A 16878-nucleotide genomic window follows, 5' to 3' on the forward strand; every position below is an offset into this window, starting at 1 on the left:
TGATTAAATGTTTCGACCGCCTTTAGGGGCGAACAGTTGTTCGCCTCTACTTCTCAAATCTACACTGGAGAAACCACGAGATTTACGAGGGTAGACCCGATCTCGTGGAGGGGGAGAACGAAATCTACACTTCCCGTCTCAATGGCGGCGCGAGGCATCTCAAAAAATTCCGATGTACTTTCATCTTGGGCGATCGCTAATCCACCCATCTTATGAATTGCCTGCACCCCGGTTGCACCATCGCTGCCAATTCCAGAGAGAATAACCGCGATCGCCCGTTCTTTAAAACTCGCCGCCAGTGACTGCAATAGCAAGTCAGCAGAGGGGCGTACAAAGTCCACGAGTACCGCCGCAGACAGGCAAAAAGTCCCCTCCGGGGTGACGAGTAGATGCTGATTTGGAGGAGCCACGTAGACCATCCCCGGTTTTAATAGCTCTCCTTCTTGTGCCTGCTTGAGTGGCAAGGTCGTAGGGCGATTTAAAGCGTCGGTTATCAAACTGGAGGCAGACTGAATGTCGGGTTTTTGCACCACAATAATCGCTGCCGGAAAGTCCGGGGGGAAGGCAGGCAGGATGTGGCTTAAGGCTCTCAGCCCCCCCTCAGATGCCGCTAGCACCACTACTTTGAAAGGGGAGTGCGAATTTCCATTTCCGTCTGCACTCTCGCCTGATTCCTCACTCTGGGCTAGGGGTACTGTCGCAGGCAATTGACCTTGGAAAAGCCCCTGCCGGATGAAATCAGAGCGTTGTTCCGCTTCTTTAGCTTTTGCTTCATAACGCTGTGCTGACAAAGTTTTGTTGCGATCGCGCGAATACTTCGCCATCTTATACATCAGCTCCGCACGCTCTTCTAGAGAACGGATTGCGGCCCACAGCGCCTCCTCCTGAGCCTGGGACTGCCCCGCTACCAGAGTCTCTGCTGAATAAGCGTGCCCCACGCGACAGCGGTACTGGAGCAATCCTCTCTCATTCAGTTGGAACAAACTCCCGCCACAATCTGGACAAGTGAAGCTTGAGTGGGTTCCAGGCTTTCCCCGTTCCCGTAAAGCGGCTCCATCCACTTCCACAATATCGGTATCCGTATCAAATTCGCTTTCGCTAGACACAGTGCTGGCTCCTTCCTCTGCCACAGTTTCATGGGCTAGACGCACTAAAGCAGGGGCGATTGACGACAGCGGCAGGATAAAATCAACATCTGCGTGTTCGATGGCGCTCTTTGGCATCCCTGAGAAAAAAGCGTCCGTTGGGTCTTGAACGACTGCCACGCCCCCTTGCCGCTTTAAATCGATCAGTCCCGCCGTGCCATCGTCGAGGGTACCCGACAATACCACCCCGACTACCCGGCGTTTATACGCCCTCCCTGCGGTGCGAAACAGGGGATCGACTGCCGGACGAGCGTTGTTCTCTTTTGGCCCCTGCACCAAGCGGATATATCCGCGCTTCACCAGCAGGTGATAATCTGGCGGTGCTACATAGATTCGCCCATACTCAATCTTCTCATTGTTTTTAGCATGGTCTGCGTGCAAGGAACCATTCAAAAGCTGCGGCAGAATACTCTTACCCCACGCTGGAAAGTGAACGACGACGAAAATCGCAGCCGGAAGATCCGACGGCAAATCAGCGACCAATTGAGTCAAGGCTTCTACCCCCCCGGCGGAAGCTCCAATAACGATAATGTCGTGACCAGGCATTTGCCTCTCCTGATGGAACACTGCGGAAAAATCCATCCGATTGATGGAATGGGGTGAAAACTCTGCTCAATTAGTGATGATTGTACCTACGGCGGTTTTAGCTGAATTTCTACAAGGAAAATGTGCTTGGCGAGAAGCTCTATCCTTCTCTCGCCAAGCATCTTCTTGAGAGAACCACTATTTTCTGCCTTTCCTGTAAAGCTTGCAAGGCAGTGGAATTTTTAAAGCTTTGGCTTACTTATAACTAATGTAACTACTCGTGTTGCACCCATCTTCTAGCTGGAGAATGAGTCCAGTATGAAGTTTATAAGTGAGCTTGAACACAAAAAGCCTTAATGGTTTACAGCGCTAGAAGCTTAGTTAATAGGTCTATTTTCTATGGAATTGCATCTTGATAGCAGCTAGCAGGCATTGCTAATTTTTAAAATAATCGGACTTACACAGAGATACCCCTTGCATCCCCCGATAAATTAGGGGACTTTAACTCGATTTTCATCAATTTATCAAGAAGTTACGGGGATTTAGGTTTTAAGCTTTCAGTGAGTCAGTCCTGAATAATATAGAAGTTTTTGCTCTAGCGATCGCTTTCTCTTTGCTTTCTCTTTGATGAGATCGGGAAAGTTCCATTACCCTAGAAGAGGCTTTCTCATCCAGTCTGAGTCGCAATCAACGCTCTACCCCCGATTTCTGAAATGGTGGAACAACTGAAACCCCGCTATTCTGTTGCTTGGATTAATAAAATCGCTGAAGTGCCCCAAGCCGAGTGGGACGCGATCGCTCTGCCGTTGAAAACGCCTTTCCTAGAATGGGATTGGCTCAACAATATGGAAACTTCTGGTAGCGTCGGCGCTAAAACGGGTTGGCTACCCACTCACCTAACGATATGGCGAGACAGGCAGCTAATTGCGGCTGCACCGCTCTATCTGAAAGGGCATAGTTATGGTGAATTTGTATTTGACCATCAGTGGGCAGATTTAGCCCAACGCTTAGGGGTGCAATACTATCCAAAATTGCTGGGAATGTCTCCGATGACCCCAGCGGAAGGCTATCGCTTCTTAATTGCCCCTGGTGAAGATGAGGATGAACTAACCGAGCTAATGGTGGAGGCGATTGACCATTTTTGCCAAAAGAACCGGATTAGCGGCTGTCATTTCCTCTATGTAGACCCCGAATGGCGACCGATTCTGGAACGGCACGGTTTTACCCCGTGGCTGCACCATAGTTTCATTTGGCAAAATACGGGCTTTAATACGTTTGATGACTACCTGGGCGCGTTTAACGCGAATCAGCGCCGTAACATTAAACGGGAACGCAAGGCGGTAGAAAAAGCCGGTTTGCAAATCAGAACCCTCACGGGTGATGAGATTCCGAAGCCACTGTTTTCGTTAATGTATGACTTCTACGCCGATACCTGTGACAAGTTTGGCTGGTGGGGAAGTAAGTATTTAACTCGGCGATTTTTTGAACAGTTGTATCCCCAGTATCGTCATCGAGTGTTATTTGTTGCCGCCTACGACGAGGAGAATGACCTGCACCCCATCGGAATGTCTTTTTGCCTTAGCAAGGGCGAGCAACTGTATGGGCGTTATTGGGGTAGCTACCAGGACATTGACTGTCTGCATTTTAATGCCTGCTACTATACGCCAATTGAGTGGGCGATCGCGCATGGCATCCAAAGCTTCGACCCCGGTGCAGGTGGGCGTCATAAAAAACGTCGCGGTTTCCCAGCCACTTCCAACTACAGTATGCATCGATTCTATAATCCGCGTTTGGGTCAAGTTCTGCGGACTCACATCCATCAAATCAACGAAATGGAGCAACTGGAAATTGATGCAATTAACCAAGAGTTACCTTTTGCCCAGCGCGATGAATAAAACAACCTTAAGAGGCACGAAAGCTCTGGAGAAATAGAGGAACGAACTAAACTTGAGATAGGCTGTAAGCCTGTTTACAGTGTCGATTGTTTAGAAATCTCTTGATTTTTATGCCTCAAACTGCTCAAGATTTAGCTGCCATTGATGACCAGCTTTCCAAACGTTATATTCACCTCGATCCAGCTGGATATTTCATCATTTACCTGGATCGGGAAGCGGGGCTAATTTGCGCTAAACATTTCACGAATATCATTAACGAACGCGGTTTAGCAGTCGATCCCGAAACTGGCAAACCCATCCCGGTGCGAGGCAAGGTAGAACGTACCCACACCGCTGTCTATAGTGGCAGAACAGCTAAAGAGCTTTGCATAAAAATTTTTGAGCAAACTCAGTCCGCCCCACTCACCATGCTGGATCATGCCGCTTATTTGGGGCGCGAATTTGTCAGGGCTGAGTTTGCTCTAATTAACGGGCAGGAGTACGTTCAAGACTAGCCGGAGAAGCCTTGATAGAAAAAGTAAGTCACCATTGGAATGACAGTGGCAGCGAGCAGTAAGCCAACCACCCAGATAGTCGCGTTGCCAGTGTCGGTTTCTTCTGCCTTTTTAAAGGTTCTTTCGACGTTAACCGTATCTTTGACTTCCGGCGGACCTGGGTCTGGCTCACCAGTTAGTACGGCAATTAAGCGATCGCCTGCATCCGAAAAAGCTTGATTGTATTTGTCGCCTTCCCGCAGTGGCACCAGCACGGTTTCTTCGGCAATGCTCTTGGCGATATCATCGCTCAAGATAGACTTTACCTTTTCACCTGTGCGAATCGCAGTGTTGTTCGTAACGCTATCAATCACCAGTAAAATTTGATTCGCTTGCGCTTCTGGCGTGGGAAACCATTTTTCAAACAACTGATTGGTAAAACTTTCCACTGTTTCGCCATAATCGAGGTGGCGGATGGTCACAAATCGGACTTGATTGCCTGTGTCGTTGGCTAATTTATCCAACTCGGTGTTAATTTGACCTTCGGTAAGGCGACTGAGAATTTCAGCTTTATCGAGAATCCAGTTGCGATCGCCTGCTGCTAAATTGGGAATTTGATAAACGCCTGTAGCATTTACTGGCGCTGCGATTAGCTGAGTAGCCAGAACCATCAGGGCAATGGCTACTATCAAGCGCGTCTGGAATTTTATTCGGCGAAAGACTTGAGTGAGGAATTGTCTCATTGGATGAAATGACAAAAATGACTTTTTTCAAAAAATACTACACAAACTCCCCGAAAACTCACTTTCGGTGAAGCGAACGTGTTAGTTTTTAAAAATAGCCTTTTTTCGGTTATATCGAAAGTGAGCGCGATAGGTTAGCAAAATAATCAATAAAATCGCTCTGGGTGGTATCAGCTATGAGTTCACCAGAAATTTACAGGGGTTGGCTAATTGAAGCACGACCAGTATTCTGCGTTCAGGTTTGGAGTGCTGGTGGAGAATGCCTGATTCCCGTCCATAATGCCAAAACTGAGGCAGAAGCACTGGAGTTGGCGAAGCGTTGGATCGACCTGCAAACAGCACCAGAAAATCCTCAGCCCAACTCGTTCGATCCATTTTCCAATGAGATTGACTACGACGATGATATTCCGTTTTGAGCGATCGCATCCTTTGAGTAATCTCATCGCACTGACGCGAGCCTAGAAATCAATTTCGACGAGAAGCTAAAGTAAGCTTTAGCTTACTGGTAAGCGGTTGAACCCGTTTCAACGGATGTTAGCTTTTAGCCCATTTAGTTCGGGGCTGTAGTCCGCGACTTGCTCTTGGCAATGGAAAGAGAGCGATCGCATCTAGAGTGGCAAAATTCGGTTCGCTTCAGTCAAGAGAATTGAGCCACTAACAAAGCGATCGCATTGTCTTAATTTTTATGTAAAAAAATTCATAAAATTTAAACTACTTAAATCAAAAAATGATCCAAAAGTTAATGCATTTTTGGCGATATATTTGGGAACTCTAAAAATAGACAAGTTATCTGTAAGCGAATCTGGAGAAACCCTATGGATTCACAAGAACTGAAACAGCGCTATGAAGAAGGACAAAGAGATTTTAGCGGCGAAAATCTTATAGGGATAAACCTGGAAAGAGCCAATCTATCAGGGTCAGACTTTTCAGGAGCCTATCTATCAGCGGCAAACCTTAGTCGCGCAGTCCTAATCGGAGCAAACTTCAGTGGAGCCTGCCTGCATCGAGCCGATCTGAGTTTTGCCAAAGTCAACGAAGCACGATTCATCGAGACAGACTTGACAAAAGCCAACTTAAGAGGAGCTGTCCTCGTTAAGTCGGTGCTGGTCGGAGCAAAACTAAGTGGTGCAATCCTGACATCAGTAAATCTGCGTTTGTCAAACTTGCGCGGAGTTAACCTGTGCGGTTCGGACCTGCGGGGGATAAACTTGCGGTCGGCTAACTTGGTGGATGCTAACCTAAGTTGGGCAAATCTGAGTGGAGCCAGATTGAGCGGCGCATTGCTGCGAGGAACGATACTCAACGGCGTACACCTGAGAGGAGCTTACTTAAATGGCGTCGATCTCAATGGCATAGACTTGGATGGCGTCAACCTCAGCGAGACCAAACTGAATGGAGCTAATCTGAGTGGTGCCAACCTAGCAGCCACAAATCTGTCTGAAGCCCAGATGCGTGTAACGATTCTATCTAGAGCAAATTTGCACGCATCCAATCTAAATCACTCCTCACTTGCCAAAGCAGACTTATGTGAAGCGAACTTAAGTAAGGCAGACTTGAGTCAAGCCAATTTGAGTGAAGCTGACATGACGGGAGCAAACCTGAATATGGCAAGCTTGCGTGAAGCCAACCTGAGTGAAGCAAGTTTGCGGGGAGCCTATTTGTGGGGAGCTAACTTGAATGTCGCAGAAATGCGGGGAGCCGACTTGACTGGTGCTAGCCTACGGGGAGCCTACCTGGAAGACTCTGATTGGCAACAAGCAATCTTAACGGGTGCAATCCTCCCGGATGGCACAGTCCACGAATAAGTTATCTGGCGGGCATCCTGGGCCATACTTCTACCATTTGTATCTGTGGCTACAACATGAACTAAAGGGTAATTGGTAATTGTTTTCTCGTTACAGCTCATGAGCATTTATTTGTAGCAGGCATTTATAGAAAAAATGGTTTTAACACTCGAAGCGATACGCGCTAAGCGTATCGCTGCAATTCTATGTCGGTGCTGTTAGTTGTAGGTTCTCGTTTCCAGGCGTAAGAAACGAGAAATTTTTTTGGGAAATTGGAGAGAGTTTTTGCAATTTCTTGGTAAAACTACAGTTACTTGAGCGGATCGTGACCCCAATTCATCAGTGAGTAGCGCCAGCGCGTGTGTTCTATATCGCCTGACGGCTGCTGTGCGCTGTGGCGGTGGACGTAACTAATCACTTTCTTAAGGTGCGATATATCATCTTCGCTGTACTCATCCTTCTTCTTGTGCAACAGCTCGATGATACGCTTACCAGATTTGTGACCTGTTGATTCTTCCTCTCCATCCTTCTGCCCAACAGCTTTAGAATCTTCAGTTTTAAGCCAGGACTCAAGTTCCTGCGGAGTCATGTTAACAACGCTGTGAAACTCGTCGATGGCTGATTTCACATCATTATTCATAATTCAGCATTACTCCTCTTTCTTGAGGGATTCAGGCTTGTGAGCAGCTTCTTTCCCAGTTTTTTCGCTTTCAACTAGATATTCAGGATTATCTTTGGATGCGGCGACGTGGTGTCCTTTGATATCTGTGGGTGAAGTGAGCTTTTTCTTCACAGTGCCGCTGGTTTCACCTTGTGAAGTCTTCCATGTAACCTTGTCGCCTTTCTTCAATTGATCGCTCAAAGTTTGACTCCTGCTTAATATTTCTTTATCTACTAACTGTCACATTATGGTGGCTGATTTCCAGGGAGTAATCAGTCTGGTTGCAGATTAGCCGCCCGAAGTTTGCTACCACAAATATGCCTTTTGTAAGTGGTTGATTGCTAGGAAACTGATTACTTAATTGCAGAGTAAATTGCGCGATCGCAAGTGCGCCTAGAGGCAAGTACAGCTCAATACATTAGTTCGTACTGAAATTTACCTGGTAGCGATCGCGCCCAATCGCTTGATTTTGCTAGCACAATATTAAAAATTTTTCAAGTCGCCCAATCGACTGACACCCAACTGAGTTACCAAAAATAAGCGACTGGCAAGAAACTTTCAGCAAAGGTTATATCTGTAAAGCAAAGGGATTTGGCTGGCAACCTGAAAATTAGTATCGGCTGCGAGCAGTACCATCTTCTTTTACGATTGCCGATTTAAATTGCAGAAATTAATTACTATCTAATCTTTCACAATCTGCAATTTTAAATCGTCTAACTAGATACCAGTTTCATAAATCCCCATTTTTTTTAAATTACTGATAAGTAGGGTAAATTTCAAATTGATTTTGAGGAATCCGAATTCTTCAACCTCTTCCTAAATCGATAATCAGAGCGAGATTTTTCAAAAAAATTAGCCGGTTAGAAACACTGAAAATTCAATTTTGTGGAATCTGGACGCAAGAAAAACGGAAATTTCGATCGAGGTAGAGGTCAAAACCAGCGCCACATAAAACGGTAATCAACAAGGAGGAAACATAATGACTAGACACGGACAACTCTATCTAAGAGACCAAGTTCCACCCCGCTCCACTGCTTACGATCAAGGAAAGTTTGGTCGGCTATTCCCGTCCTTGCCTCCCTTTGCTAGTGACTCCAAATCAGTGCGCCAGAGGCTGATGGAGCTTGGGAAACCAGGCGGTTTGATGGATGCAAAAGACGATTTAAACGCAACAGACCCCGTACCTGGAAGTCCTAGCAACACCGATAACCCCAATATGACCGCAGGGTTCACTTTTTTGGGGCAGTTTCTAGATCATGATATGACCTTCGATTCCACCTCTAGCCTTGAGCGACAAAATGACCCGGAATCTATTGAAAATTTCCGAACGCCTTTCTTAGAGCTAGATAACGTTTATGGTTCGGGTCGTGCAGCCAGTCCTCACTTGTATGACAAAACAACGGGAGGCATCAAGTTCCTGATTGAGAAATTGGGTGGGGAAGGGTCGAAGGACGATCTCCCTCGAAATAGCCAAAATATGGCGCTCATCGGCGACCCAAGGAATGATGAGAACACGATTATTTCTCAGATGCAATTGGCATTTCTGAAATTCCACAATCATGTTGTGGATTACGTCATCGATAGTGGACTCAAAGATCCGAATGATGCATTCACCGAGGCACAGAAGCTAGTTCGCTGGCACTACCAGTGGATTATCGTGCATGAGTTCCTGCCCACAACCGTAGGACAGGATTTGGTGGATGACATTCTGAAAAAAGGTCGGCGGTTCTACAACTGGCGCAACCAGCCATTTATCCCAGTTGAGTTCTCGGTCGCTGCCTATCGCTTCGGTCACAGCCAAGTCAGACCGGGATACATCGCCAATCATGGCACTCAGGATATGCCAGAGTTTAGGGCACCAATTTTCAATTTCAGTTTAGACCCTAATCTTTGTGACCCGGATGACCTGCGCGGTGGGAAACGCGCACCCCGACGATTTGTTGACTGGGATACCTTCTTTGATTTCAAAAACGGAAAAGTCAAGCCCAACAAAAAGATCGATCCTAAGCTCTCAAGTGCATTATTCACGCTGCCTTTTCCAGCACCCGGTTTGCCAGGACAAGAGGAGCCAATCCGGTCGCTCGCGCAGCGCAATCTGCTGCGTCACCTCACCTTCAGCTTGCCGTCCGGTCAGGATGTAGCCAGAGCGATGGAAATCGATCCTCTCAATCCATCCGATCTGCGTGACCTCAAAGATTTGGGATTCGACAAGCGAACACCCTTGTGGTTCTATATTTTGAAGGAAGCGGAGCTGAGAGCGCAAGGCAAGACACTGGGGCCTGTCGGCGGACGCATTGTTGCGGAGGTGTTCATCGGTCTGCTACAAGGCGATCGCAAATCCTATCTTCGGCAAGACCCCAAGTGGAAGCCAGTTTTAGGGCAAAAGCACGACTTCAAGATAGTTGACTTGTTAAAGTTTGCGGGACTTGCTCCATAAGGAACGACTGAGTGCTGAACGGCTAATTTTTGGGTACGCGATTGCGCTTGTGCGTGCTGCCAATCTCTCACAAGCTACGCACGCAAGCAAAATCTATTCTCCACTAAGAGATAAGCGGTTGGATGAAAATCTGCCCGCTTTTTTCTGTAGCAAGGTTTAGCGATTCGCGTCCGGCTTGTTCCCTAAGTGGGTGTTGTTCAAATGAATCTATCGACTGCTAGATTTTTTTTAGTTGTTTATAGTATTTCTAGGTCATCTTCATCTGCTCAAAGAGATTGAGCCTTCGTTGGGACGGAAACTCACGTCGCTCCCTATCCCCAGCGTTGCCAATTGCACTAGTCAATCGCTCGAAAGAAAAAACAGGCATGAAAGAACCATCAGAAAAAATGGTTAGCGGTGGATTTACTCTGGCGCTGCTTTTGTTGTTTGGCGTCGGTGTCACTTTCTCCTGGAGCGTCCAAAGGCTGCTGAGTAACTCTAGATGGGTAGATCACACTTATCAAGTCCGGGAAGAGATCGAGCATACCCTTTCGGGAATCAACAGTGCCGAAAAAGCAAGGCGAGGCTACATCATCACAGGACAAGACACTTACCTGATCAATTACCGGCAGGGCATTCAAGAAAGTAACCGGGGCTTCACAACCCTTCGGACATTAACGGCTGATAACCCTCTCCAACAGCAGAGGCTCGCTCTCCTCGAACCTCTGATTGCCGAAAAACTGAAGGGGCTGCAAGAATCCATTGAGCTGCGACAGCGGAATTTAGGAGAAGACAGGAACGCTCAAATTGCCTTTACAGATAGGAACTCAGCGATATACGAGAAAATTAAAGAGCTACTGGCTGCAATGCAAAAAGAAGAGCAAATGTTATTGCAGCGTCGCGCAGCGGCAACAAATAGAAGCGTTCGTTATACCATTCTGGTTGTTTGTATTGGCGGTTTGTTGAGTTTCAGCCTACTGATTGCGATTTACTTTCTATTGCGAAAGCAAATTCGCGATCGCATCCTAGCAACCGAAAAACTTGCTCAGACAAACGCTGCTTTAGAAACTGAGATTGCGGAACGGTTAGAAGCAGAGCGCAAATTAGAGCAACTCACAACCAACTTGCAGCGCTCCAATCGAGAACTAGAGCAGTTTGCTTATGTAGCTTCCCATGATTTGCAAGAGCCATTACGGGCAGTGTCAGGTTATACCCAACTGTTAGTGCAGGAGTATCAAAACAGTCTGGATGAGTCTGCACAGGAATATATGGCTTATGTAATAGACGGTGCAACGCGGATGCAGCAGTTGATTCAAGACTTGCTTGCCTATTCCCGCGTCAGCACTCGCACTCAAGCATTTGTCTCCATTGATGGGGAGAAGGTGTTGCTTCAGGCGATAAACAATTTGCAAGTCGCGATCGCAGAAAGTAACGCCACCATCACCCACGACCCTCTGCCCCAAGTAAACGGTGACAAAACCCAATGGCTCCAGTTATTTCAAAATTTAATCGCCAACGCCATTAAGTTCCGCCGTGAGGAACCGCCCCAAGTTCACATTACAGCGGAGTTAAAAGATCGGGAATGGCTTTTTTCGGTACGTGATAATGGAATTGGTATCAAGCCACAGTATCTCGATCGCATTTTTGAGATATTCAAGCGTCTTCATACCCGTCGAGAGTTTCCTGGTACTGGCATTGGTCTGGCTATGTGCAAAAAAATTGTCGAGCGTCACGGTGGAAGCATCTGGGCCGAATCGCAACCAGGACTAGGAACGACATTTTACTTTACCATTCCCCTCACGCCTGACCCTTCACTCTTAGAAGCCACGAACTCGCATGAATAGCCGCTATACCTTCCGATCCGTGGAAATTTTGCTGATTGAAGACTCTCCCAGCGATGCGAATTTAACCATCCGAGAATTTAAAAAAGCTAAGATTGCTAACAACCTGCACTGGGTTGAATATGGCGAGGCGGGAATGGAATTTCTGCGACAGGAAGGTGAATATGCCAATGCTCCACGTCCAGACCTGATTTTACTCGATCTCAATTTACCAGGGATGGATGGGCGAGAAGTCCTCATGGAAGTCAAATCAGACCCCGATCTTAAACGTATCCCAGTTGTCGTTCTCACCACCTCAGCCGATGAAGAGGATGTACTTAAGTCTTATAACCTCAGTGCCAACTGCTACGTAACGAAGCCGGTTGATATGCAGCAATTTATTCGGATTGTGCAATTGATCAATGATTTCTGGCTGGCAGCAGTAAGACTCCCACTAGAGTAACCCCAGTTATGTACAAAACGCCGATTCAAGTCCTCCTAGTGGAAGATAGCCCCAGCGATGCCAACTTGCTACGCCAACTGTTCTCGCGCTCAAATCAGGAGGGATGGCAATTAGTACACGTTGAGCGGCTGGGCGACGCAATTGATGCTTGTAGCGCTGATTCCTGGGATGTTGCTTTATTGGATCTTTCTCTTCCTGACTCGGATGGATTGGACACAGTGGCACAATTCCGGATAGCTGCACCAGATATCCCCATTGTGGTCCTGACCGGGTTTGATGATGAGGAACTTGCCCTACAAGCGGTGGCAACAGGGGCACAGGATTATCTCGTCAAAAATCAAATTACAATGCAATTGCTAGTGCGGACGATCCGCTACGCCATTGAACGCGGACAAATTCTCAAGCAGCTGCACGAAAGCGAACGACGCTTCCGAGGGATTTTTGAGCAGACATTTCAATTAATGGGGTTGTTGACACCAGAAGGAAAGATCCTGGAAGTTAACCAAACAGTTCTTAACTTCAGCGGTCTTCAATTAGAAGATTATGTTGGTCACTTGATGTGGCAGACAAAATGTTGGAATTATTGCCAGGAAAGCCAGGATTGGTTGAAAAATGCGATCGCCTACGCCGCGAACGGTCATTTTGTCCGTCATGAGATCCAGGTACAGGGCGAACTGAATGTGATGCTGTGGATTGATTTTTCCTTAAAGCCCTTGACGGACGAAACGGGAAAAGTGGTGTTGCTGATTGTGGAAGGCAGAGATATTAGCGATCGCAAACTCGCAATGACAGAAATCCTCAAAGCCCTGGAACAGGAACGAGAACTCAACCAACTCAAATCAAACTTCGTTTCCATCGTTTCCCATGAGTTCCGCACTCCCATGACGACAATTCGGATGTCTGCGGAGTTACTTCGAGCCTACAATCAGAGCTTAACCGAACAGAAGAGAAATGAATACTTCGAGCGGATTGAAGGTGCCATCGGCAATATGCTCCACCTATTAGATGAGGTATTGATCTTGGGTCAAACTCAGGCAGGTGGACTTCAGTTTAAACCCGCACGACTCGATTTAGAAAAATTTTGCTGGGATCTCACAGCAACTTTACAAGCTTGTGCTACTAGACAGCACAACATTATCTTTACCTGTCAAGGGAAACGCCCCCAAGTTGAAATGGATGAAGTCTTGCTGCGGCATATCTTCACTAATTTACTTTCCAACGCGATTAAGTATTCGCCCCAAGGTGGCAATATCTACTTTGATTTAGTTTTCCAAAACGGAGAAGCTACTTTTCGCTTAAAAGATGAAGGAATTGGTATTCCTTTAAAAGATCAACAACGTCTGTTTGAAACCTTCCATCGCTGTAGCAATGTGGGACCAATTCAAGGAACCGGATTAGGTCTTTCCATTGCCAAAATGTGTGTAGATTTACATCGGGGAGAGATTCAAGTAGAAAGTGAAGTCGGTATTGGAACAACATTTATCGTCACGTTGCCATTCAATCACTCACCGGGACGGGTTCCTCCACAGGAACGCCATTTACATCACCAATCTTAGGGAATTTGAAAAAATTTTGCTTGACATTTCGAGCCTCCACCCGAAGATAAATTGGTGACTAAAAAAGTTGCGCGTAGCGTCTCTTCCGCTTTCGGCTTCGTTTAAGCCTATGTGGTCTTCACAAGATGTACTGGAATTTCAATCGTAAACTCTGCACCCTGTCCGGGGAATGAATGACACGTCAGTTGACCTTTATGCTTTTCTACTATAATCTCATAAGTCGTCAATAACCCTAACCCGCTGCCTTGACCTATAGGCTTTGTCGTAAAAAATGGGTCGAATAAACGCGATCGCATTTCTTCAGCAATGCCAATTCCATTGTCTTTAATTCGGATAATTATCGTTTCCCAAGCACTAAACTCTGTATTAATCCAAATTGTTGGACTGGAAGATTCAGAAAACTCTTGCCCAATCCCCAATTCTAGAGCATCAATAGCATTATTTAAAATATTAAGAAAGGCCTGGTTAAGCTGGCTAGCATAACAATTAACTAAGGGTAAATCTTCATATTTTTTGATCACCTGAATTTCCGGGCGTTTCCCTTCTCCTCTAAGTCGATGCTGCAACAATAATAAAGTGCTATTCAACCCTTCATGGATGTCTACAGCTTTAATATCTGATTCATTAAGGCGGGAGAAAATGCGTAAAGCCAGGAGCATTGTGCAGATTCGCTCTACACCCGTTTGCATTGAGCCTACAAGGTTTTGAATATCTGAATTCAGAAAATCTAGATCGATTTCTTGAATCGCTTTCTGAATGGGAAGAGTAGGCTTTGGGTACTCTTGTTGATAGATACGAACCAGATTTAGCAAGTCTTGAATATATTTGCGTGCTGGCTCGATATTGCCAGAAATAAAGCCAATAGAATTATTGATTTCGTGAGCCATTCCTGCGGCTAATTGACCCAACCCAAGCATTTTTTCTTTTTGAACCAGTTGTGCTTGAGCCTTCTTGAGATCGCCTAAGGCTTGTTGAAGTTGTGAGTTCTGATTTTTCAACTGAGTTTGAAGGCTTTGAATTGTTAGTTGATTTTGAATCCTCGCCAAAACCTCCTCAATTTGAAAAGGCTTAGTAATATAGTCTACGCCCCCAACTTGAAAAGCTTTCACTTTATCTAAAACATCATCCAAAGCACTTAAAAAAATTACAGGTACAGAGGAAGTTTCAGTATCTTCCTTTAACCTTTCGCAAACTTCATAACCATTCATGCCCGACATATTAATATCTAACAAGATTAGATCCGGCTGAAGTGTCTTAACTGCGGTTAAAGCCATTTGACCATTAATCGATTTACGAACGTTATATCCTTTATCTAACAGCAGGGAAGATAAAAATCGAATATTGTCTGGTGTATCATCAACTATCAGAATATCGGCTTTGAAGGTATTTGCTAAATTGGAATCCATTGGGCTTTGAATTAAAAAAGTATCAAAATTGTCAACCTGCTGATTATCGCTGCATCCCAAATAGTTAATCTTTGTAAAAAAATAGTTGCTATTTCAATTTCATTAACTATTTTTATTTAGTTTAAACTTATATCTAGTAACATAGACTACACGTTTAACTTAAATATTATTGCTGTGTATCCGATACAATTAAGTTTGTTGCTTTTTTTCCCTCTACGGGTTTGGAAAATAGATATCCCTGTCCAAATTCACAATTTAAGTTTCTTAGCTGAGATAGCTGTTCGCCCGTTTCAATTCCTTCCGCAATTACACTCATATTTAGAGTTTGAGCAATCTTCATAATCGCCGGAATCAGTCCTAAACTATCTGTTTTTTCATCTAAATAACTAATAAAAGAACGGTCGATTTTGAGAGTATCAACAGGGAAATTATATAAATAACTCAGAGAAGAATACCCGGTACCAAAGTCATCAATACATAACTGAATCTTACGTTCTCGAAGTTGCTGCATAATCGCTTTTACAGATTGAGTATTATTCATCAGAACACTTTCTGTGATTTCCAACTTCAAGCTTTGAGGATTCAGTTGGGTTTCCGCGAGGATTTGGTCAATTTGCTCAATTAAATCTGGCTGAGCAAACTGCCGCGCTGAAAGATTGACACTCATAAATAGGGGATGATCGATCAGTTTTTCCTGATACCATTGCTGAAGCTGATAGCAAGCTTCCCGCAAAACCCAATTACCAAGTTGGTTAATCAAACCTGTTTCTTCTGCTACAGGAATAAACAATCCAGGCGATACCATTCCTCGTTGAGAATGATCCCAGCGAACTAATGCTTCAAACCCAACAATCTTGCTGGTATCAAGGGCAATAATTGGCTGATAGTGGACAATGAATTCTTGTCGTTCGATGGCTCTACGCAGGTCATTTTCAAGCTGTAAAACTTGAATCACAGCATCGTGCATCTTTGGGTCAAAAATTTGGTATTGACCTTTTCCTAAGGTTTTGGCACGATACATTGCGATGTCTGCATCTCGCAATATATGTTCTGCTCGCTCATAATTAGGATTGCTCATAGCAATTCCAACACTAGCGTTGATGAAAATTTCCTGTTTATTTAGTTGAAACGGAGAAGCAAAAGATTGAAGGATTTGATCGGCGATAAGGAGTACACTGCTGATATTTCCAAGGTCTGTCAAGATAATCGCAAATTCATCACCGCCCAACCGGGCCAAAGTATGATGTTGACTGAGTAATTTTTCTAAGCGGCGAGCTAAATTAATTAACAGTTCGTTACCGGCAAGATGACCGAGAGAATCATTGACTACTTTAAAGCGATCGCAATCAAGAAACAACACGGCAAACGCCTCTCCTGAATGTTCCTTGGTGCGTGTGAGAGCTTGTTCTAGACGCTCCATAAATAAAACTCGATTAGGCAACCCTGTGAGATTGTCATAAAGTGCCATTTTTATGAGTTTTTCTTGAAGGAGCTTTCGCTCGTTGATTTCTCGCCTCAGTTCTTGATTCGCTACTTCTAGCTGAAAAGTCCGCTCTTTCACTCGTTCTTCAAGTTGAGCATTCAGTTGTTGGTTTTGGATTTTTGCGGCTCTTAACTCTAGTTGATTTTGAACACGAACTAAAACTTCTTCAAATTGAAAAGGTTTGACAATATAATCAGCTCCGCCGACCGAAAAAGCTTTTACTTTATCAAAAGCTTCGCTGAGAGCGCTTAAAAAAATTACAGGGATTGCGGCAGTTTTTGGATCGGCTTTCAGTTTTTCACAAACTTCATAACCATCCATACCAGGCATCATAATATCAAGCAAAATTAGATCGGGGCTAACAGTTTGTATCGCTGTCAGCGCCATTTGCCCGCTTAACGCCTTGCGAATGGTATAGCCTTGCTTCATTAGCAGACCAGACAGAAAACGCAAGTTTTCAGGGGTATCATCAACGATAAGAATATCTTCTTTTGCCATAACAAGGGAG

At 45.2% G+C, this 16878-nt stretch carries 14 protein-coding genes; 8 read left to right on the forward strand and 6 right to left on the reverse strand.

The genetic code is table 11. From position 1 onward, the window contains the following. Positions 1 to 59 precede the first annotated feature (59 nt). Positions 60 to 1691 (reverse strand): chemotaxis protein CheB, encoded by a 1632-nt coding sequence (locus NDI44_RS21870; RefSeq protein WP_190410235.1) that lies wholly within the window; start codon positions 1689 to 1691, stop codon positions 60 to 62. 692 nt (positions 1692 to 2383) lie between these two features. On the opposite strand from NDI44_RS21870, the gene NDI44_RS21875 reads away from it, so the two are divergent. Together NDI44_RS21875 and NDI44_RS21880 are read left to right on the forward strand one after the other, a co-directional pair. Beyond that, positions 2384 to 3565, forward strand: a complete 1182-nt coding sequence (locus NDI44_RS21875; protein ID WP_190410236.1) for a GNAT family N-acetyltransferase — start codon at positions 2384 to 2386, stop codon at positions 3563 to 3565. Between the two features lie 110 nt (positions 3566 to 3675). Then, the gene (locus NDI44_RS21880) at positions 3676 to 4059 is read left to right on the forward strand and encodes a DUF4346 domain-containing protein (protein WP_190410237.1); all 384 of its coding nucleotides are present in this window, start codon (positions 3676 to 3678) and stop codon (positions 4057 to 4059) included. On the opposite strand, the gene NDI44_RS21885 is transcribed toward NDI44_RS21880, so the two are convergent. Continuing rightward, the gene (locus NDI44_RS21885; protein WP_190410238.1) at positions 4056 to 4781 is read right to left on the reverse strand and encodes a TPM domain-containing protein; all 726 of its coding nucleotides are present in this window, start codon (positions 4779 to 4781) and stop codon (positions 4056 to 4058) included. The genes NDI44_RS21880 and NDI44_RS21885 overlap by 4 nt on opposite strands. A gap of 176 nt (positions 4782 to 4957) precedes the next feature. On the opposite strand from NDI44_RS21885, the gene NDI44_RS21890 reads away from it, so the two are divergent. Continuing rightward, a complete protein-coding gene (locus NDI44_RS21890) occupies positions 4958 to 5197 on the forward strand; it encodes a hypothetical protein (RefSeq protein ID WP_190410239.1) in 240 nt (79 codons plus the stop codon). 399 nt (positions 5198 to 5596) lie between these two features. After that, on the forward strand, positions 5597 to 6586 hold the full coding sequence (locus tag NDI44_RS21895) for a pentapeptide repeat-containing protein (protein ID WP_190410240.1): 990 nt from the start codon (positions 5597 to 5599) through the stop codon (positions 6584 to 6586). Positions 6587 to 6875: 289 nt separating this feature from the next. Here the strand turns inward: NDI44_RS21895 and NDI44_RS21900 are convergent, their stop codons facing one another. Both NDI44_RS21900 and NDI44_RS21905 read right to left on the reverse strand, forming a co-directional pair. Further along, positions 6876 to 7205 carry a DUF3140 domain-containing protein gene (locus tag NDI44_RS21900; protein WP_190410241.1) on the reverse strand — a complete coding sequence of 110 codons (330 nt, stop codon included), beginning with the start codon at positions 7203 to 7205 and terminating at the stop codon, positions 6876 to 6878. A gap of 9 nt (positions 7206 to 7214) precedes the next feature. Then, on the reverse strand, positions 7215 to 7427 hold the full coding sequence (locus NDI44_RS21905) for a DUF2945 domain-containing protein (RefSeq protein ID WP_190410242.1): 213 nt from the start codon (positions 7425 to 7427) through the stop codon (positions 7215 to 7217). A gap of 778 nt (positions 7428 to 8205) precedes the next feature. On the opposite strand from NDI44_RS21905, the gene NDI44_RS21910 reads away from it, so the two are divergent. The 4 genes from NDI44_RS21910 (at position 8206) to NDI44_RS21925 (ending at position 13481) form a co-directional block, all read left to right on the forward strand. After that, positions 8206 to 9663 (forward strand): heme peroxidase family protein, encoded by a 1458-nt coding sequence (locus NDI44_RS21910; protein WP_190410243.1) that lies wholly within the window; start codon positions 8206 to 8208, stop codon positions 9661 to 9663. A gap of 365 nt (positions 9664 to 10028) precedes the next feature. Beyond that, entirely contained in the window at positions 10029 to 11486 is a 1458-nt protein-coding gene (locus tag NDI44_RS21915) for a sensor histidine kinase (RefSeq protein WP_190410244.1), read from the forward strand. Further along, complete coding sequence (locus NDI44_RS21920; RefSeq protein WP_190410245.1) at positions 11479 to 11925, forward strand: response regulator; 447 nt, start codon at positions 11479 to 11481, stop codon at positions 11923 to 11925. Before NDI44_RS21915 ends, NDI44_RS21920 begins: the two co-directional genes overlap by 8 nt. An 8-nt stretch (positions 11926 to 11933) precedes the next feature. Continuing rightward, positions 11934 to 13481, forward strand: a complete 1548-nt coding sequence (locus NDI44_RS21925; protein WP_190410246.1) for an ATP-binding protein — start codon at positions 11934 to 11936, stop codon at positions 13479 to 13481. Positions 13482 to 13588: 107 nt separating this feature from the next. On the opposite strand, the gene NDI44_RS21930 is transcribed toward NDI44_RS21925, so the two are convergent. Next, positions 13589 to 14887: a response regulator gene (locus NDI44_RS21930; RefSeq protein ID WP_190410247.1), complete on the reverse strand. Its 1299-nt coding sequence runs from the start codon at positions 14885 to 14887 to the stop codon at positions 13589 to 13591. A 166-nt stretch (positions 14888 to 15053) separates the two neighbouring features. After that, on the reverse strand, positions 15054 to 16868 hold the full coding sequence (locus NDI44_RS21935; protein WP_190410248.1) for an EAL domain-containing protein: 1815 nt from the start codon (positions 16866 to 16868) through the stop codon (positions 15054 to 15056). Between the last annotated feature and the right edge of the window lie 10 nt (positions 16869 to 16878).

The organism is Trichocoleus sp. DQ-A3 (genome assembly GCF_039961975.1).
GTDB lineage: Bacteria > Cyanobacteriota > Cyanobacteriia > Cyanobacteriales > FACHB-T130 > FACHB-T130.

What these genes read in the sequence shown, in the direction of transcription:
- NDI44_RS21890 (WP_190410239.1), top strand. Translation starts at nt 4,958, where the DNA reads ATGAGTTCACCAGAAATTTACAGGGGTTGGCTAATTGAAGCACGACCA.
- NDI44_RS21880 (WP_190410237.1), top strand. Translation starts at nt 3,676, where the DNA reads ATGCCTCAAACTGCTCAAGATTTAGCTGCCATTGATGACCAGCTTTCC.
- NDI44_RS21910 (WP_190410243.1), top strand. Translation starts at nt 8,206, where the DNA reads ATGACTAGACACGGACAACTCTATCTAAGAGACCAAGTTCCACCCCGC.
- NDI44_RS21915 (WP_190410244.1), top strand. Translation starts at nt 10,029, where the DNA reads ATGAAAGAACCATCAGAAAAAATGGTTAGCGGTGGATTTACTCTGGCG.
- NDI44_RS21895 (WP_190410240.1), top strand. Translation starts at nt 5,597, where the DNA reads ATGGATTCACAAGAACTGAAACAGCGCTATGAAGAAGGACAAAGAGAT.
- NDI44_RS21920 (WP_190410245.1), top strand. Translation starts at nt 11,479, where the DNA reads ATGAATAGCCGCTATACCTTCCGATCCGTGGAAATTTTGCTGATTGAA.
- NDI44_RS21930 (WP_190410247.1), bottom strand. Translation starts at nt 14,887, where the DNA reads ATGGATTCCAATTTAGCAAATACCTTCAAAGCCGATATTCTGATAGTT.
- NDI44_RS21885 (WP_190410238.1), bottom strand. Translation starts at nt 4,781, where the DNA reads ATGAGACAATTCCTCACTCAAGTCTTTCGCCGAATAAAATTCCAGACG.
- NDI44_RS21870 (WP_190410235.1), bottom strand. Translation starts at nt 1,691, where the DNA reads ATGCCTGGTCACGACATTATCGTTATTGGAGCTTCCGCCGGGGGGGTA.
- NDI44_RS21925 (WP_190410246.1), top strand. Translation starts at nt 11,934, where the DNA reads ATGTACAAAACGCCGATTCAAGTCCTCCTAGTGGAAGATAGCCCCAGC.
- NDI44_RS21935 (WP_190410248.1), bottom strand. Translation starts at nt 16,868, where the DNA reads ATGGCAAAAGAAGATATTCTTATCGTTGATGATACCCCTGAAAACTTG.
- NDI44_RS21875 (WP_190410236.1), top strand. Translation starts at nt 2,384, where the DNA reads ATGGTGGAACAACTGAAACCCCGCTATTCTGTTGCTTGGATTAATAAA.
- NDI44_RS21900 (WP_190410241.1), bottom strand. Translation starts at nt 7,205, where the DNA reads ATGAATAATGATGTGAAATCAGCCATCGACGAGTTTCACAGCGTTGTT.